We start from the raw sequence: 17,486 nt of genomic DNA, 5'->3' as shown, positions 1-17,486 counted from the left end.
GCAGGCGGCGTTCCAAGTCAGAAGTGCGGGCCGGGCGCCCCGCCCCGCCCCGCTCACTTCCGGCCGCCGAATTCCCGGGTGCTGACCTTCCCGCCGCCGTACGGAGCCCCGAGGCGCATGCTGACCGTGACCTTCGGAAAGGCGTAGCGCTCGCGCGACTTGGCTTCCGCACGCCTGATCCCGGCGACCACCAGCAGCGCGACCAGGCCGGTCAGGGCGAGCAGCCCGATGGCGAGGAGCGTGATGCGGAGCCGGTTCCCGCCGGCGGAAACCGCAGCGCGTTGATCGAGAATTTCCGACACCTTGCCCGCGACGCCGGTGCCAAGCGTCTCCGCGAAGGCCTGCGGATCCTTCGCCACGGCGAGCAGAGCGGCTTGCAGTTCGCGGTCGATCTTATCGAGTTCAACCGGGCTCAGGTCGGAGGGACTGCTGCCCTTGACGACGTTGCCGGGGGCAAGCTTTTCCACGATCGGGGTCGCCTCACTGTAGCGCCACTGCCGGCTGTCCACCTCCAGCACCATGACGAGGCCCGGCTTTCCGGCGAGCCAGTTCTTTTGCAAGGTGGCGGCCTGCTCGTTCATGCTAGGGCCGATCAGGGTATCGTAGATCGCGAAGTAGAGCCGGAAGCCGTGCTTGGCCTCCAGGGCATCGAGGGTCGCCGCGATCGCCTCCAGGCGCTGCGGCTCGCGGGCGAAAAGCCGGGCCTCGTCGAAGACCCCGTTTTCGGGCGCGGGCGGCACCGGGGATTCCTCATCCTGTGCGCGTGCCAGCGGGACCAGAAGGATGGCCCAGAGGAAAAGCAAGGCGGCGTGGAAGGCCCTCACGATGGAGTATCTTTCCCGCGACGGGCGGGGTGGCAAGCCTCGTGAAAAATGAAATTTGAAATCTGCATGGAAAGGCGGGAAAGCGAAAGGCAGAAGACACGGGACCGTTCTTATCAGAGCGAACTGGCCGGCGCTTGCCGGTCAAACTCCGCGCCCCGCCACCATGTCTGCCCATCCCCTCCGCACCTTGCTCCTGCTCTTCGCCCTTGCCGGCCTCGGCGTCGCCGAGCCCCAGCGTGTTCCCGTCTGGCCCGGAGCGGACGCTCCAAACGGTGACGGGAGCAGCTCCCCCGCCACCACCACCCTCACCGTCCATCAGCCGGAGAATCCGAACGGTGCGGCCATGATCATCTGCCCGGGCGGGGGCTACGGCGGGCTGGTCACCGGGCCGGAAGGGCACGGCATCGCCCGCTGGCTCGGCACTCACGGCATTACCGGCCTGGTGCTGGAATACCGCCTGCCACAGGGCCGGCGGATGGTGCCGCTCCTCGACGCCCAGCGCGCGATCCGGCTCGCGCGATCGAATGCCAAGGCTTGGAACATTGATCCGCAGCGCATCGGCATCATCGGCTTCTCCGCCGGAGGTCACTTGGCATCGGCAGCGGCCACGAAGTCCGATGATGGAAGCCTGGCGGCAAAAGATCCGATCGAGCGCTTCAGCTCGCGCCCGGATTTCGCCGTGCTCATCTACCCCGTCATCACGATGAGCGAGCTCACCCACGGCGGCTCCCGGAACAATCTCCTCGGCCCCGATCCTTCCAAGCAAATGATCGATGACTTCTCCACCGAGAAGCAGGTCACGAAGCGGACCCCGCCGACCTTCCTCGCCCACGCCAAGGACGACACCGTCGTCAGCATTCGTAACAGCCTGCTCTTCGCCGACGCGCTCAAGAGCCATCATGTCCATGCCGAGTTGCTCGAGCTCCCGGATGGCGGCCACGGCCTCAATGGCTACAAGGGTCCATCATGGGATGCCTGGCAGGCGGCATCCCTGAAGTGGCTCGAAGCCGAGAACATGCTCAAGGCCAAGGCAGCCGCGACCAGCAGCTTCATCCCGGCTTCCGATCCCCGGGTGCTCGCCGGTCTTTCACCGCTCAACTGGATCCGCACGGAGAAGGCCGTCCATTCGCCCGTCTGCGGTGCCTCCTTCCTGTTTGGCTTCGTCGATACCAAGCGCGTGGTGCTGAATGTCGATACGACCCAGCTCAGGTATCCGGCTCCCGCCCGCTTCCCGATTCTCGCTTGGACGGTCAACAAGGGTCCGGTCCAGACGCACCAGCTCGTCGCGGGTGATAGTGAAATCATTCTATCCGACAAAGTGGCGAACCCGGTGATCGACTTCTACATCAAGGGGCTTTCGCCCTTCGAGGATCGCTTCCGTGGCGATGTCCCTGCCAATGCCGTAAGCATAACCGGCTTCACCCTGGCAGCGCAGTGCGAACCCATCATCCCGTCCGCCAAGCCGGTCTGGCTGAATCTTGGCGACTCGATCCTGTCCGGGGACGCAGCCGCCTACACCGGTGGGCAAGGCCGCCCTCCCGATGACCAATGGGCGGCCTCCGATGACGCCCGGGCCAGCTACGGCTACCTGCTTGCCAAGCACTATGCTTACCGCGAATCCCGCTTGGCCTTCGGCGGCTACGCTTGGGGAGGGGGCGGTGGCAACAATCCCGATGTCGCCGGCCTCGTCGATCGGATCACCAGCACCACTTCCCGCCTGACCGGTGAGAAACTGGAGCCCTCTCCCAAGGTCGTCCTCGTCAACCTCGGTGAGAACGGAGCCCCGAAATCCGAAACCGTCATCGCCGCGCTCACCAAACTGCGCCTGCGCTGCTCGCCGGAGACCAAGGTCATCGTAATGATCCCGGTCTCGGGCAAAGCGCGCGCCGAAGTCAGCGGTGCCGTGGAAACGTATCTGCAGACGAGCAAGGACACCCGCACCCATCTCGTCGACCTCGGCGCCGTAAAATTCGAGACCGCGGACGGCCAGCACCCGACCGCCGCGGGTCACGAGTCCATCTACAAGGCAGCGCTGCCGTTCTTCGACAAGTTGCTGAAGTAGAAGTCCAGTCCACAGGCCGAGCCCGGGAGCGCGGACTGAAGTCCAATGCCTGTAAGGATTCGGTGCAGGCGGGTCTTCTTTTGAGTGCGGCGACATGTCGCCGCTTTGGATCGATCCACGGAAAATCTTCCGGCCGTCCCCGCAGCCGACATGTCGGCTGTGCCCGGGCGTTTCCGGTTGGCGCGCCAGCGGTGGCGTGTGCTGCTTCGCCGGAAAGGGATCACGAGGCCGACGAGGACTCCAGGGAGGATAATGACACAGGGAAGGGCCGTACCGGACACGCCCTTGCGGAGCCGACATGTCGGCTCCGGGGATGCCATCGGGGCCGGGGATCATCTCCCGAAAGCTGCGACATGTCGCAGCACTCCAAGGAGTGCCGCCCTGCGGCAATCAACTCCTGCAAGGCATTTGGACTGAAGTCCGCGATCCCGGCGCTGCCTCCCCTCAAGACTCCGATGCCGCCTTCAGGTCCGCCCTGAGCCCCGTGAAGAAAAGCAGCGCGGCAGCCACGCAGATGCAGGAGTCCGCGACGTTGAAGGAGGGCCACTGGTAGTTGACGAACGGAATCGTGAAATCGAGGAAGTCCACGACGTAGCCAGCCTTGAGCCGTTCCCAGAACGGCGCGCCATCCATGTAGGAAAGCCGCGAGCCCTGGACCAGACGGTCGGTGAGATTGCCGATGATCCCGCACAGCAGCAGCCCCACCGCGACCTTGCCCCAATTCCCGACGAAGAAGTTCTTCCGCACGCCGAGGGTGATCAGGCAGAAGGCGACGATCGGGACGATCAGGAACACGATCGGTGCCCAATCGCTGCCATTGCCGAAGCCGAAGGCGACTCCCTGGTTATGGACGCGGGTGATATTGAAGTAGCCCTCGATCACCACGATCGGATCCTGACTGGTGACATTCAGGCGGGTGTCCGGCTCGGCGAAGCGGGCGACCACCCAGAACTTGCTCCACTGGTCGAGAATGTAGAGCGGCAAGGTGAGGAGGAGCAGGATAACCGGCAGGCTCCACTCCTTCTTCTTCACGGCATCGATGGCGGGTTGCATCCCGGCGGTGGCGTTCGCTTCAGGCATGGGATACGGCTTGGACAACGGATTCACAACGCGTGCAGACCCCCGATTTGCCGAGAGGCTCGTAGCGGCGGCAGCGCGGGCACATGTGGTGATGGGTCTTCGAGGCCTTCGCGGAAAGCGCGGGGCCGGCGGAGACATCGAGATCGGCGAGGATGAAGAACTCGGTGGCGAACTGGCGGTCGCGCAGGAGATCGTAGACCGGCTCGCGCGCGGGCACGACGAGCTGCACCGCGGCCTCGTTGTTCTTCATGAAGGCTTTCGCCTGGATCTGTTCCTCGATGGCGGTCTGCACCACCTTGCGGATCTCCAGCAAGCGGTTCACCTGCTCGGTCGCCTTGCCGGAAGCAAAGGCCGGATCCGGCTCGGGGAAATCCTGTTCGTGCACGCTGCCTTCCGTGAAGGGCGCGTGCTCCCATGCCTCGTCCGCGGTGTAGGCCAGGATCGGGGCCAGCAGGCGGCACAGTGAGGAGAAGACATCATACATCGCCGTCTGGCTGGCACGGCGGCGCACGGAGTTCTTCGCATCGCAATACATCCGGTCCTTCGTCGCATCGATGTAGATGGCGGAGAGATCGTTGGTGCAGAAATGATTGAGCGAATTGAAGACCTTGCGGAATTCAAACTGCTCGTAGGCCTTGCGGCACTCCGCGGTGACAACGTTGAGACGTTCGAGGATCCACTGGTCGAGCAGCGGCATGTGGCTGGCGGCGACCCGGTCCATGCCGGATGGATCGAAGCCATCGAGATTACCGAGCAGGATGCGCAGCGTATTGCGCAGACGGCGGTAGGGCTCGGCGACTTGCTTGAAAAGGTCCTCGCTGAAGGGCACCTCGCTCTGCCAATCGACGGACGACACCCAGAGACGCAGGATGTCGGCACCATACTTGTTGTAGAAATGGGCCGCATCGGTCGGCTTGCCGGCCTTGGCGGCGTCCGACTTCGAGATCTTCTTCTTGTCCTTGTCGACGACGAAGCCGTGGGTCAACACGGACTTGTAGGGTGCCTTGTCGCGCCAGGCGACGCTCATCATGAGCGAACTCTGGAACCAGCCGCGATGCTGGTCGGTGGCTTCGAGATAGAGATCGGCCGGCGCGTGCAGCTCCGGATTCTTCTCCAGCACGGCGACGTGCGAGCAGCCGGAGTCGATCCAGACGTCGAGCGTGTCGCGGCACTTTTTCACGCCGGCGGGCAGGCCGAGTTTTTCGGCAAGCTCGGCATCGGAAAGCTCGAACCAGATGTTGGTGCCGTGGGTCTCGACGAGGTTGGCGACCTTGCGCGCGGTTTCTGCGGAGAGGATCGCCTTGTTATCGGCATCGAAGAACACCGGCAGCGGCACGCCCCAGGTGCGCTGGCGCGAGATGCACCAGTCCGGCCGCGCTTCCACGGTGCCGTAGATGCGGTTGCGGTTTTTCGCGGGCAGCCATTCCACCTTGTCGATCGCCTTCAGCGCCTTGCCGCGCAGCGATTCGAGCGAGATGAAGAACTGCTCGACGGCGCGGAAGATGATCGGCGTTTTCGAGCGCCAGCAGTGCGGGTAGCTGTGGCGATAGACTTCCTTGGCGAGCAAGACGCCCTTCTGCTCCAGCAGCTCGACGATCGGTTCGTTCGACTTGAAAACGTGCTTGCCGACGAGATTCGGCAGGCCGACGTCCGCGGTGAAATTGCCATCGTCATCGACCGGCGAAAGCACGCCGAGACCATACTGCTGGCCGACGACGTAGTCATCCGCACCGTGGCCGGGAGCGATGTGAACCGCGCCGGTGCCGGTCTCGGTCGTGACGAAATTGGCGAGGATGATCTTCGAAGTACGGTCAAGGAAGGGATGGCGCGCTTCGAGGTGTTCGAGCTCGCGGCCCTTCACGCTCTTCAGCACCGAAGTACGACGCATGCCGGACTTCGTTTCCAGTTCCGCGACAAGTTCCTTCACCACGATCAGGATCTCCACCCGGCCGTTGCCTTCGAACTGGCTGACCTCGTAGGTGAATTCCGGATGCACCGCCACGCCGAGGTTGGCGGGCAGGGTCCAGGGAGTGGTCGTCCAGATCGCGATCGACGCATTTCCGATTCCAAGCTTCGAGGAAGACTCGGGGGTCAGCGGGAACTTCACGAAGATCGCCGGGCTCTCCTTGTCCTGATACTCGACCTCGGCCTCGGCCAGCGCGGTGTGCGCGCCGTAGGACCACTGGACCGGCTTCTTCGACTGATAGACCACGCCGTTCTCCACCAGCTTGGCGAAGACGCGCAGGATCTCCGCCTCATAGCCGGGTGCCATGGTCAGATAGGGCTTCTCCCAATCCCCGAACACGCCGAGGCGGCGGAACGAGGCGCGCTGGATATCGATGAATTTCTCCGCGAATTCGGTGCAGCGGCGGCGGATCTCCGGCGGCTCCAGTCCGGTGGTCTGCTTGACCACCTTGAACTCGATCGGCAGGCCATGGCAGTCCCAGCCGGGCACGAAGGGCGCAGCGAAGCCGGCCATCGTCTTCGACTTCACCACCAGATCCTTCAGCACCTTGTTGAGAGCGGTGCCCATGTGCACGTCGCCATTCGCGAAGGGCGGGCCATCGTGAAGGATGAAGGTCGCAGCCCTTTGGGCACGGCGGCGCTCGAGAATGCGGTGGTAGAGATCCTGCTTTTCCCAAATCGCCAGACGCTTCGGCTCGTTTTCAACGAGATCCCCACGCATGGGGAAGCTCGTCTGCGGCAGCAGGAGCGTGTCTTTGTATTGGGATTCGGAACTCATTAGCGGGCGCGGAAGCTAGCAGCGACTCCGCGAGGGGTCAACCGCCGGGGAGCGCCGGAAAATCACTTCCCGATCCGGCAGCCGGAACGGCCCGGAATCCGCTCCAAATCAAGGATTATCCCGTGATATTCCCTTGCCCGGACCTTTCACCCGGGGCGTCGGATCTGGCAGGGTATAATGGATTTCCTCGCTCACGCTCCACTCCGGCAAGGCGCTTTTGAGACTTTCCGCCGAGGAGATTTTACCGGATTCCTCCAGCAAAAGCATCCGGGACGAGCGGTCCACCACTTGCAGCCCGCGCTTCGCGATCTCCGCTTGGGCTTCCTGCAGAGGCGCGACTCCCTTGCCGCGGTAGCGGACAATCAAACGGGGAGGTTTGCCATCAGAGTGGGATGCCATCTCCCTGGAACTGTGCCTTGAAACCAAGGCTCTGGCAACTGGCAAGAACCAAGCGGGTCACGGCATCCGTCCGCATCGAATCCGCCGCCATGTCGCGGACCGATGGATTGCGGGACAACAGCCGGGCGGCCAAGCCCGTCACCGCCGGCGTCGCCATCGAAGTTCCATTCATGGGTGCGTAGCCGCCCGGAACCGTCGAAATGATGGCGACCCCCGGCGCAATGACGTCCACTTCCGGACCCACGTTGGAGAATGCCGCCACGAACGTTTTCTTGTCCTTGGCATAAGGGCCCATTTCTTCCCCACCTCCTTGGCTGTCGGTGGGATAAGTTCCCTTCCTGCCCAGAGCGGAAACCGCGATCGCGGCCGCGTCCAGCGCCGGGAAGGAAACCCGCTGCCGTCCGTCGTTCCCCGTCGCTGCGATTACCACCACCCCCTGCTCCCGGGCGTCCTCCAGGGCAGCGCGGATCACCTCGTCGATCAGCGGCGGCTCGCCCGGCCCGGAATCGTACTTCAGACTCAGATTGATCAGGTGGCAGCCGGACTGCACGGCATGATCGATCGCCTTCGAGATCGCGAAATTTGCGGAGGCCGCGCCCGGCTGCGCGCGGAAGACCCGGTAGCTCAGGATTTCCGAAGCCGGTGCGACTCCCTTCATCTTGCCGCGGGCTCCGATGATTCCTGCCACATGCGTTCCATGCGCCCCCCCGCGTGGCCCCCAGTCCTCGGGATCCTCCCCGGTCACCGTGCAGGCTCCGGCCTTCACATCCAGATCCGGATGGCTGCCGTCGATACCGGTATCGATCACGGCGATCTTCACCCCTTCGCCATCGGAGTCTTTCGTTTTTTCCCCGTAGTAGTGCCGGAGGCCGTCCGCCGTCGCAAAATCGATCGGACCGAGGAAGATCTGGTTGTCCGCTTTCAGGGTCACGCCCTTGCGAAAGCCCCCATGATATCCTGCCGCAGGTGGCTCGATGTAGAGCCTCTCCACCTTGGTGCCCGTCTTCAAGCTCTCGAATCTGGCCTCGCCTTTGGCATTCGTGATCGCCTCATCTCCGGAACGGCTTGCGAAGTCCGTGAAGGCGACGATCCGAAGTCCCGCCAAGGGGCTCTTCAAGTCTTTCGAAAGCACCGTGATCTTCACTTTCACCGACGCGCCGGCGGCTGCCGACTGCGCCTTCACCTCAACCCGCGGGACGGGAGAATCCGCGGTGCGGTAGTAGAGCACCGGTGCCAGGCGCATTCCCGGCTGGGCACGTCGCAAGGCCTGCGCTGCTTCCTCCGATAATTCGACAAGCTTCGCTCCATTCTCGCTCACCGCGTCCAAGCACCGCATCACCAGTCCGGCGGCAGCCTCCACGGTACTGCCGGGGATACGGAGCGTCGGGAGGGCCAGGTTCTTCAGCGCGGCAATCGCCCCGCCCGGCTGCGTCAGGCTCTTCAAGTTCACTTTCTTCACCCCGGCATGGAGGCTGTGGAAGAGTGTTGAGAGCGAGGCCGAGGCGATGCTCTTGTCCACGCGGAGACCGCGCATCGGAAGCAAGACGTAGGAGGTGAGGTCTTCTGCCATCCTCTTATCATGAAAAATCAGCGCCATATGTCGAAGACTTTCTCGACGCGGGAGCAGGTCTTTGAGTTATTAGAGACACCTCGGTTTAAATGAGCGCGTTTGCGCGCAAGGGAGCCACCCCATCGCATGTCAACCCCGTCGAGAACACGCTCCCCTTCTCCAAGACATCCTCACGCCTTCAAGTCCCACAGCCTCGAAAAATCCCTATCCCAACCCGATCCCATGCCCGCTAAAAAATCGACCACCAAACCCGCGGGGAAACCCGCCGCAAAACGCCCCGCCAGGAAGGCGGCTGCAAAAAAAACGGCGGCGAAGAAAGCCACCGCAAAGTCAACTCCGGCCAAACCGGCATCGCTGAACGCAACCCAGCAGGCGGCATACGAAGCCTCCTCCAACGCCGGCTTCAAAGACCGGAAGAAGAAACCCACGCGCATGGCCGCAGCGGGCGCCGGCGCGACCGCGCTGCGTCAGTTCATCGTCGTGGCCGAGGGTGACTCCTGGTTCGACTACAAGCCGGCCTTCCTTGGCGGCGGCAAGGATCTGCTAGGCCACCTTCAAAGCTCAGGACGCATCAACGTATTCCGGGTCAGCAAGGCGGGAGACACGATGGAAAATATGATCTACGGCACCGCCACCTCGGGCAAGGGCACGGGAATGCAGCCCGATCTACCGCCGCAGCTCGACCAGACTTTGAAAGCGATCCGCGACAAGAATGCCGATGCATTCTTCTTCTCCGGCGGCGGCAACGACCTGGCCGGCGTGGAATTGGCGAGCTACCTGAATCACCAGGTTTGGGGAAGTCCCACGATTCGCAGGGAGACCCTCGACTTCATCTTCGGGACTTATTTCGCCAAAGCCCTCAAAGACCTGATCAACACCGTCCGCGAGGTGAAGCCCGGCATCCCGATCTTTATTCACGGCTACGATTACGCCGTGCCGGATGGCCGCGACGTGAGCTTCCTCGGCTTCAACTTCTCAGGTCCCTGGTTGAAGCCGGCCCTGGTCCAGAAGCGGCGCACCGACCCGGCCGAAGGACGTGAGATCATGGTCAAGGTGCTCGATACCTTCAACGCGGTCCTGAAGAAGGTCGCCGCCGCGCACCCGGACGTCCATTACATCGACCTGCGGAAGACGCTGCGCAACGGGGCGAACTACAAGGACGACTGGGCCAACGAGCTCCATCCCACTTCGAGCGGATTTCAACAACTGGCCCGGAAGATCGAAACGGTGATGCTTCAGAATTTACCCTGATCAGCCGCAGGTAGATCCACGAGGGAAAACAATCACTTGAACTCCAGCAACCACGCCAGCAGGTCGTGGTAGTCCTTCTCCGGCAGCGCCTGGAAGGTGGGCGGCATCAGGGACATGCCGGTCTCCTCGTTCGTCGCGATCCCGGCGATCGGCAGGCGCTGCTCCTTCCCCGCGGGATCGATGATCACGAGCAACTCCCCTAGCCTGCCGCGCTCGAGCCCGAAGGCGCTGCTGCCATCCTTGTTGGTGATGACATGCGAGCGGAAGTGCGAGTCCACGTTCCGATTCGGATCGAGGATGTCCTCGCTCAAGCGTTCGGGGCCGCGGTTGCCGATGCCGTCGAGCTGCGGCGCGATCAGCGACCCCTTGCCGCCGATGGCATGGCAGATCGCGCAGTTGGCCGCGAAGATGCCGGCACCGCGGGCCTTGTCCGCCGTACCGGCTTGGAAGGTGGCGACGCGTTGCTTGATCACCCGATCAATCTCCGCCCGCATCTCAGGCGTGACCGTGGAAGGCGGAGCCGGCGGCGGGGGCGGCATATAGTCCGCAAGCTGATCCCGCAGCCCGACCGGAGCGGCATACTTGAGGAAGCTGGCAAGCCGCCCGAGACGCACCGAGCGGTCTTTTCCCACATCAAACGAATCCACGCTCAGCAGCGGCGGCTCGAAGCCCCCCGCCGCGAGCCAGGCATAAGCATCACCTTCCTCGCCATCGGCGATCTCGAAGCGCACCGGCTTGCCCTGATGCGCGGAGAGATCCCAGTTCACGCGGCTGGCCACATCGTTCCGCGGTGGCAGCGCGCGCAGGATTTCCGCACCCGTGGCATCGTCCACCAACCGCACGAAGTTCCCCGAATGCGCGGCCTCGTCCGGCGGACCGTTGTGGCCGCAGAGCAGGAACGAGAAGTTGGCGGGGGCGGTGAACACCGGCGAGCGCAGCGTCCCGGTGCGGCTCTCCTCCTCCGGACCACCCCGATCGAGGCTGGAGATCAGTTGGATCGGGCTGCCCTCTTTCGTCGAGCGGGTCTGAATCGCCCATGGCAAGCCGGGGGAACGAGGATCGATCACCGCGGCCCACGCCGGTTTCTTGTCGCCTCCCGCATCCCCCAGCAACGAGGCAGCGATGGAAACACCCCATGAGCTGAGCTCGGGACCGGGCAGCGAGCCGCGCTGCTGCACGCCATCCACAATCGCGGCGAGCAAGTCCGCCTGGATGCCAGGGTCCTTCGGGAAGCGCTCCTTGGCGAAGTCCGCGAGATCCCCCGCCGGCAGCAAAATGGCCAGCCGGCTCAGCGACTTCACGGCTTCTTCCGGCGAGGTCTGATGGCTGCGAAGATAAGTCAGTAAATACTCCGCCGCTTCCACCGAGGACAGCGAGCGTGCAATGTAAGCCAGCAGATCCTCCATTCCTGCCACCGCTTTCACCTTCGCGAAGGCACCGGGCAGTTCGAGGTGCTTGCGGATCACCACCTTGAGCTGGTAGGCCAGCGCTTCGTCCTCCGGCGGAGTGGAAGCGAGCGCCGCCAGCAAATCCGGCAGCCAGTCCGTCGAGACAGGCCGCAGCAGGGCCTCGGCGGCGACGCGTTTCTCGAACGGATTCGCCGACTTCAGCCAAGCGCGCACCTGCTCCAAGTCCGCCGCGGACAAAGGCCCCGAGCGCGCGGCAAAGCGCAGCGTGGCGATCGGGTCGGGTGGCCCCTTCTCCACCTTCGGCACGCCGTCCGTCTTCACGATCCGCCAGATCCGCCCGCGCTCCCGGTCGCGGCCCGGGTGTTCCAACGGCACCTCGTAGTGGCCGATGATCTTGTTGTAAAAGTCCGCCACCCACAACGCTTGGTCTGGCCCGAAGCGGAGATCGACCGGCCGGAACCACGGATCCTCGCTGGTAAGAAAATCCGGCTCCTCCTTCGCCACCGGCGTGCTGCCGCGGAAGCTGACGCTGTCCCGGTTGATCCGCGAGGTGACGATGTTGCCGATCAGAATTTGGTCCTGCCAGGCCTCGCCCCACATCGTGCGGTCCAAGTAGTGGATCCCGCAGATCCCGGTGGAGGAGTGCGTGTGCTGCATCATCACCGGCGCGAAGCCGAGGCCGAAGTCCGGCTTGGTGAAGCTCGGATACATGGCACCCGGCAGGAGCTGGTAGATCGGCGCGCTGTGGCAATCCGCGCTGTAGAGATTGCCATGGGGATCCCAGGCAAGGCCGAAAGGATTCACCTGTCCCGCACTGTGGAGCTCCACCCGGCTGCCATCGGGAAGAAAGCGGAAAACGTTGCCGGAGTTCAGCGAAAGCTCGGTGCCCGGATCACCCGGCTTGGCCCCCTTCAGGTTCTCCGGCCGGACCTTGAAGTGACTGGTGTTGTTATACCCGTGGGTGGCGTAGATCCAGCCGTCCGGTGCCAGGCGGAGGCTGGAGACATTGCCGTGCACATCCTTTTCCCAACCCAGCGGGCCGAAGAGAATCTCCCGCTTGTCGCAGACCCCGTTGCCATCGGTATCGTCCAGAAACCAGATGTTCGGAATGCTCCAGACGATACACCCGGTCTTGTAAGGCAGGACCCCGGTCGGGATGTTCAGGCCGTTGGCGAAGACCGTGCGCTTGTCGGCGCGCCCATCCTTGTCCGTGTCTTCCAAGATGATCACCGCATCGCGGCTATCCTTCACATTGCGGCCTTCGGGATCGCCCCAGCGCTCGCGCGGCGCGGCGTAGGGATACTCGTGGTTGCTGGTGACCCACAGCCGGCCGCGCGGGTCGAAGGCGATGTTGATCGGCTTGTCGATCATCGGCTCCGCAGCGAAGAGCCGGATCTCAAACCCCGGCGGCAGCGTGAAACCCTTGCGCTCCTCTTCCGGCGACAGCGGCCCGGAATCGCGGACCATCGAGGTATCAAGGGCAGGAGCCACCGATTGCCCCAGGAAAAGGAAGAGACTGGCGAAAAAGCGCGGGGTTTCCATGCGAATGATTCGTGCGAATACACCTTACATTCGGAAACCGCCGGACATTTCCACCAAAGCGTCAGCACAGGCACCGCTCGGTGCTGCGTTGCAGGACTTCCGCCCTGGCCACTGGGTATCGACACCGTCCCCCTCCCCGCCTACGCTCGCCCGCAGATGACGTTGGCCGAGCTGGGTTGGGATGAATTCTTCGAAGAGGCCTTTGCCCCGCATGCCGCGAAGGGATGGGCACCCGCGCGCCTGATCCGCGAGACAACCATCAATTACAGCGCATTCGTCGCCGAGGATGCCGACGAACTGGAGGAAATCGACGTCGTCCTCGCCGGCAAGGTCTGGCACGACGCCGCAACCGACGCCGACCTGCCCGCGGTCGGCGATTGGGTGGCCGTCGAGCTTGGCGGAGAAAACGAGGACCACGTGATCCGCGCCCGCCTGCCGCGGAAGTCCTGCTTCTCCCGCAAAATGCCGGGCAAGAGCGTCGAGGAACAGGTCATCGGCGCGAACGTGGACGTGGTCGCCGTGGTCACCGACTCCGGGCCGGATCACAACCCGCGGCGGATGGAACGCTACTTCGCGCTGGTCGGCCGCAGCGGTGCCAAGGCGGTGGTGCTGGTCAACAAATCGGACCTTTTCCCGGCGGAACACAACGAAGCCTGCGCCGAAGAACTGCGCGCCCTCAGCGCGGAAGCCGATGTCCACATCACCAGCGCGCTCACCGGCGAAGGCTTGGAGGTCCTGCAATCCTACCTCACCCAAGGCGTGACCATGTGCGTCGTCGGCTCCTCCGGCGTCGGCAAATCGACTCTGGTCAACCAGCTCTACGGCGAGGAGTGGCAATGGACCAACGAGGTCAACGACGTGACCGGCAAGGGCCGCCACACCACCGTCTCGCGCGAACTCGTCCCCCTGCCTTTCGGCGGCATGCTGATCGACAATCCCGGGATGCGGGAGATCCAGATGTGGACCGACGAGCAGACCCTCCGCGAGAGCTTCGCGGATGTGGAGGCCATCGGGCTGGAATGCAAATTCGCCGACTGCAAGCACGGCAACGACAAGGGCTGCGCGATCCGCGCCGCGGTCACGGCAGGCACCATGGACCTGCAGCGCCTCGAAAGCTTCCTGATGCTCGACGACGAGATCGAGAAGCTCCGCCACCTCGCCAAGAAACGCCAGATCACCGTCGAGCGCTGGGCCAAGCGCAACAACCGCGTGAAAGCGCGGAACCTCAACGACCGCATCCAACTGGAGCGGGACGAGCGCGGTGACTGCGACTGAAAGGTCCGCCCAACTACCCCAACGCCTCCAACAACGGACGGCCCCACTGGGACCGCCGGGCACCGCCCGGCAGAACGGTCCCAAACGGCTGGTGAATATCGGGCGGTCGTAGCGGAAAGTTCCGTTCCGATGCTGGTGTTGGACACGAAACCAGCTCGCACCTACCCTCCCCCCATGAAACCGCTCCTCACCGTCCTCGCCGCCTTCCTGATCCCCGTCCTCGCCCTCGCCGCGGACGAAGCCCCCAAAGACGGCCCCGTAAAGATCGAGGTCGCCGAAAAACAAATCGCCTCCGGCATCCAATTGCTCGACGTCCGCACCGTGGACGAATGGGAAACCGGCTACCTGAAGGGAGCCAAGCGCGCGACCTTCGGCGAAAAAGACTTCCTCGCCCAAGCCAAGGCCGCAGCCGATCCGAAGAAGCCCGTGCTGGTCTATTGCCGCAGCGGTAAGCGCACCGTGAAGGCCGCCAAGGAACTCCGCGATGCCGGCTTCACCTCCGTCCTCGAAATGGAAGGCGGCCTCATCGAATGGGAAAAGGCCGGCAAGCCGCTCGTGAAAGGCAAGTGAATGAGGCGTCTTGTTTCGCCAATGAAGACGCTTAGCGTGGGCAGCATGAAATGGCTGCTCCCCTTCTTCCTCGCGAGCTGTTCGCTCACCCCCGCGCAGGAATCCCCCCTGCCGCCGGCCCTGCTGCAGGAGCTGAAAGTGCAGTGGCCGAAGAACCGGACGATCCACCTCGTCTTCCACGGCCACAGCGTGCCCGCCGGCTATCACCACACTCCCGAGGTGAAGCCCTTCGACTCCTATCCGCTGATGGCGATGCAGAAGATCCAGAAGGCGAATCCGCATGCCGTGATCAACGCCATCGTCACCGCGATCGGCGGCGAAGATAGCGTCAAGGGCGCAGCCCGCTTCGAGAAAGACGTGCTCAGCCTCCGCCCCGATATCGTCTTCATCGACTACGCGCTCAACGACCGCCGCCTCCCCGAGGCCGAGGTCGAAAAGGCCTGGCACTCGATGGCAAAAGCCGCGAAGGCCAAAGGGGTGCCGGTCGTCTTCCTCACACCGACCGGTGCCAAGGATGTGCGTTACGATGCACCGGACGAACCGCTCGAGATCCGCGCCGCCATCATCCGCAAGGTCGCCGCTGAGGAAGGCATCCCGGTCGGCGATCTCCTCGCCGCATGGAAGGCGGAGCTGAAAAAAGGCACGAACCAGGACCGCCTGCTCGCCCAAGGCAATCACCCGAACAAGAAGGGCCACGAGATCGCCGCAAGGGTGATTGCGGCGATGTTCGGGGTGCGATAGGCTCCTGAGATGGCTCGAAAGGATACCCGTGGCCGGGAAGCGGAGGGAGACCCCGCGTGGAGCTTCGACCAACAGGGCGACTACGCGATCTCACGAACCCAGCGGATCGAGCGGATCGCTGCGATAGCGATCACGCTTCTGTGGGCAGGATTGGTATTTCGCTCTAGCGGTTTCGGCGACGCGCTTCGCTCGGTTGCCTTCTATCTCATCCCGCTCGCTTGCATTTGGAGGCCGGATCTTCTCGGGGGAATCGGCATGCGGGTCAGCCCTTTCACCGCGATTGACGGCCCAACCCCGGAGCGTGTCGTGCGCATTTGTGGCTGGCTCTGGCTGTTCTTCCCGGTGTGGATCTATCTCGCCGCCAAGCTCTTCATGCAGTCCTTGGAATAGGATCGGGCAGCGACCCTTGGCATGCCGGCTGGAATCCGATCAATGCCCGCTGCTCGCCTTCTCCGACCCGAGGCCGGTCTGGGCGCGGAAATTCAGCTCGGCGAACTTCGCTTCCGCTTCCGGATCGCGCTTCGAGAAGATCGTTCCCAGCCATGCGCCCAGGAAGCCCAGCGGAATGCTGAGGATGCCGGGATTCTCCAGCGGGAAGATCGCGCCCTTCTTGCCGAAGATCCCGTTCGGGCTGAGCAAAATCAGGATCACCGCCGAAGCCAGGCCCGTGGCCAGACCGGCGACGGCACCGGTCGTGTTGAAGCGCTTCCAGAAGATCGAGAACAGGATCACCGGCAGGTTGGCCGAGGCCGCGACCGCGAAGGCCAGGCCGACCAGGAACGCGGCATTCGCCGTCGGCCCCATCTTGATCGCGATGCCGATGCTGATCGCACCGACGAAGAATGCGGTGATCCGGGCCACCTTGACCTCTTGGTCCGCGGCGGACTCCGCACCGCGCTTGATCACGTTCGTGTAGAAGTCGTGCGCGAAGGAGGTGCTGGCACTCATCGTCAGACCCGCGACCACCGCGAGGATGGTGGCGAAGGCCACCGCACTGATGAAGGCGAAGAACATCTCCCCACCCAGCGCGTGCGCCAGGATCGGCGCGACCATGTTGGTATTCTCTGCGCCACTCTCGGTCAGAATTGCGGACTTCTGCAGGATCGTCGCCGCACCAAACCCGAAGAAGGTCGTGAGGATGTAGAAGACCCCGATCACGCCGATTGCCCAAGCCACGCTGACCCGCGCCGTCTTCGCATCCGGCACGGTATAAAAGCGCACGAGAATGTGCGGTAGTCCCGCGGTTCCTAACACCAGCCCCAGCGCCAGCGAGATGAAGTCGAGCGGCCCCCAGATATTCACGGCGGCACCGTATTTCATGCCGGGCTCGAGCAGGTTCTTCGGCTCGGTCGTGCCAGCATAGTCGGCATGCGAGACGGCCTCGAAGAACTTGGTCAGGCTGTAGTCGTGCTTGCCCAGCACCATCCAGCTCAGCGCGAAGGCACCGCCCATCAGCAGCACCGCCTTGATGATCTGCACCCAGGTGGTGGCAAGCATGCCGCCGAAGACCACATACACCAGCATCAGCACGCCCACGCCGATGACCGCCGGCGCGAATTCGACATGGATCAGCTCCTTGATGATCCCGCCCGCACCGACCATCTGCGCGATCATGTAGATCGAGGAAACCATCAGCGTGCTGAGCGAGGCCATCGCCCGCACCGGTCGCGGACTCATGCGGTAGGCAAGCAGGTCCGCCATGGTGTACTTGCCCGCATTGCGCAGTGGCTCGGCGACGAGCAGCAGCACGGTCAGGTAAGCGACCAGGAAACCGACCGAATACATGAAGCCATCGAAGCCCTTGAAGGCGATCATCCCGGAGATGCCCAGGAAGCTGGCGGCGCTCATGTAGTCGCCGGCCACGGCCAGGCCGTTTTGCCAGCCCTTGATGCTGCGCCCCGCGGCGAAGTAATTGGCAGACCCGGTGGCCTTGCGCGCACTCAGCCAGGTGATCACCAGGGTGAGCGCCACGAAGGCGAGGAACATCCCGAGCGCGGGCGTCATTTCAATCTTGGCTAGC

General features: G+C 63.7%; 14 protein-coding genes. 6 read left to right on the top strand and 8 right to left on the bottom strand.

The annotated features are described in order from the left end of the window. Nucleotides 1-53 precede the first annotated feature (53 nt). On the bottom strand, nucleotides 54-860 hold the full coding sequence (locus tag ABWK72_RS17405) for a hypothetical protein (protein WP_367870842.1): 807 nt from the start codon (nucleotides 858-860) through the stop codon (nucleotides 54-56). Between the two features lie 127 nt (nucleotides 861-987). Between ABWK72_RS17405 and ABWK72_RS17400 the strand changes: the two genes are divergently transcribed. Then, on the top strand, nucleotides 988-2,886 hold the full coding sequence (locus ABWK72_RS17400; RefSeq protein ID WP_367870841.1) for an alpha/beta hydrolase fold domain-containing protein: 1,899 nt from the start codon (nucleotides 988-990) through the stop codon (nucleotides 2,884-2,886). Between the two features lie 444 nt (nucleotides 2,887-3,330). On the opposite strand, the gene ABWK72_RS17395 is transcribed toward ABWK72_RS17400, so the two are convergent. The 5 genes from ABWK72_RS17395 to ABWK72_RS17375 all read right to left on the bottom strand — a co-directional run bounded on the left by ABWK72_RS17395 (nucleotide 3,331) and on the right by ABWK72_RS17375 (nucleotide 9,112). Beyond that, nucleotides 3,331-3,966: a signal peptidase II gene (locus tag ABWK72_RS17395; protein WP_367870840.1), complete on the bottom strand. Its 636-nt coding sequence runs from the start codon at nucleotides 3,964-3,966 to the stop codon at nucleotides 3,331-3,333. Continuing rightward, nucleotides 3,959-6,709, bottom strand: a complete 2,751-nt coding sequence (gene ileS, locus ABWK72_RS17390) for an isoleucine--tRNA ligase (RefSeq protein ID WP_367870839.1) — start codon at nucleotides 6,707-6,709, stop codon at nucleotides 3,959-3,961. Before ileS ends, ABWK72_RS17395 begins: the two co-directional genes overlap by 8 nt. A gap of 108 nt (nucleotides 6,710-6,817) precedes the next feature. After that, a complete protein-coding gene (locus ABWK72_RS17385; protein WP_367870838.1) occupies nucleotides 6,818-7,108 on the bottom strand; it encodes a hypothetical protein in 291 nt (96 codons plus the stop codon). Continuing rightward, a complete protein-coding gene (locus ABWK72_RS17380) occupies nucleotides 7,092-8,678 on the bottom strand; it encodes a S8 family serine peptidase (protein ID WP_367870837.1) in 1,587 nt (528 codons plus the stop codon). Before ABWK72_RS17380 ends, ABWK72_RS17385 begins: the two co-directional genes overlap by 17 nt. Before the next feature lie 170 nt (nucleotides 8,679-8,848). Continuing rightward, complete coding sequence (locus tag ABWK72_RS17375) at nucleotides 8,849-9,112, bottom strand: hypothetical protein (RefSeq protein ID WP_367870836.1); 264 nt, start codon at nucleotides 9,110-9,112, stop codon at nucleotides 8,849-8,851. Between ABWK72_RS17375 and ABWK72_RS17370 the strand changes: the two genes are divergently transcribed. Beyond that, entirely contained in the window at nucleotides 9,111-9,929 is an 819-nt protein-coding gene (locus tag ABWK72_RS17370) for an SGNH/GDSL hydrolase family protein (RefSeq protein WP_367870835.1), read from the top strand. The genes ABWK72_RS17375 and ABWK72_RS17370 overlap by 2 nt on opposite strands. Before the next feature lie 32 nt (nucleotides 9,930-9,961). Here ABWK72_RS17370 and ABWK72_RS17365 read toward each other — a convergent pair whose 3' ends face one another. Beyond that, the gene (locus ABWK72_RS17365) at nucleotides 9,962-12,880 is read right to left on the bottom strand and encodes a PVC-type heme-binding CxxCH protein (protein WP_367870834.1); all 2,919 of its coding nucleotides are present in this window, start codon (nucleotides 12,878-12,880) and stop codon (nucleotides 9,962-9,964) included. 156 nt (nucleotides 12,881-13,036) lie between these two features. Between ABWK72_RS17365 and rsgA the strand changes: the two genes are divergently transcribed. The 4 genes from rsgA (at nucleotide 13,037) to ABWK72_RS17345 (ending at nucleotide 15,856) form a co-directional block, all read left to right on the top strand. Continuing rightward, nucleotides 13,037-14,155 (top strand): ribosome small subunit-dependent GTPase A, encoded by a 1,119-nt coding sequence (gene rsgA, locus ABWK72_RS17360; RefSeq protein ID WP_367870833.1) that lies wholly within the window; start codon nucleotides 13,037-13,039, stop codon nucleotides 14,153-14,155. A 174-nt stretch (nucleotides 14,156-14,329) separates the two neighbouring features. Next, nucleotides 14,330-14,725 carry a rhodanese-like domain-containing protein gene (locus ABWK72_RS17355; protein ID WP_367870832.1) on the top strand — a complete coding sequence of 132 codons (396 nt, stop codon included), beginning with the start codon at nucleotides 14,330-14,332 and terminating at the stop codon, nucleotides 14,723-14,725. Nucleotides 14,726-14,746: 21 nt separating this feature from the next. Further along, nucleotides 14,747-15,466, top strand: a complete 720-nt coding sequence (locus tag ABWK72_RS17350; protein ID WP_367870831.1) for an SGNH/GDSL hydrolase family protein — start codon at nucleotides 14,747-14,749, stop codon at nucleotides 15,464-15,466. Nucleotides 15,467-15,475: 9 nt separating this feature from the next. Continuing rightward, nucleotides 15,476-15,856: a hypothetical protein gene (locus ABWK72_RS17345; RefSeq protein WP_367870830.1), complete on the top strand. Its 381-nt coding sequence runs from the start codon at nucleotides 15,476-15,478 to the stop codon at nucleotides 15,854-15,856. 39 nt (nucleotides 15,857-15,895) lie between these two features. On the opposite strand, the gene ABWK72_RS17340 is transcribed toward ABWK72_RS17345, so the two are convergent. Beyond that, nucleotides 15,896-17,470, bottom strand: coding sequence for a cation acetate symporter (locus tag ABWK72_RS17340; protein ID WP_367870829.1), 1,575 nt, complete (start codon nucleotides 17,468-17,470; stop codon nucleotides 15,896-15,898). Nucleotides 17,471-17,486 lie beyond the last annotated feature (16 nt).

This window comes from Luteolibacter sp. Populi, assembly GCF_040801775.1.
In the GTDB taxonomy this organism is placed as follows: Bacteria; Verrucomicrobiota; Verrucomicrobiia; order Verrucomicrobiales; family Akkermansiaceae; genus Haloferula.
The sequence above is the reverse complement of the archived record's forward strand: the minus strand, read 5'-3'. Positions and strand labels throughout refer to the sequence as shown.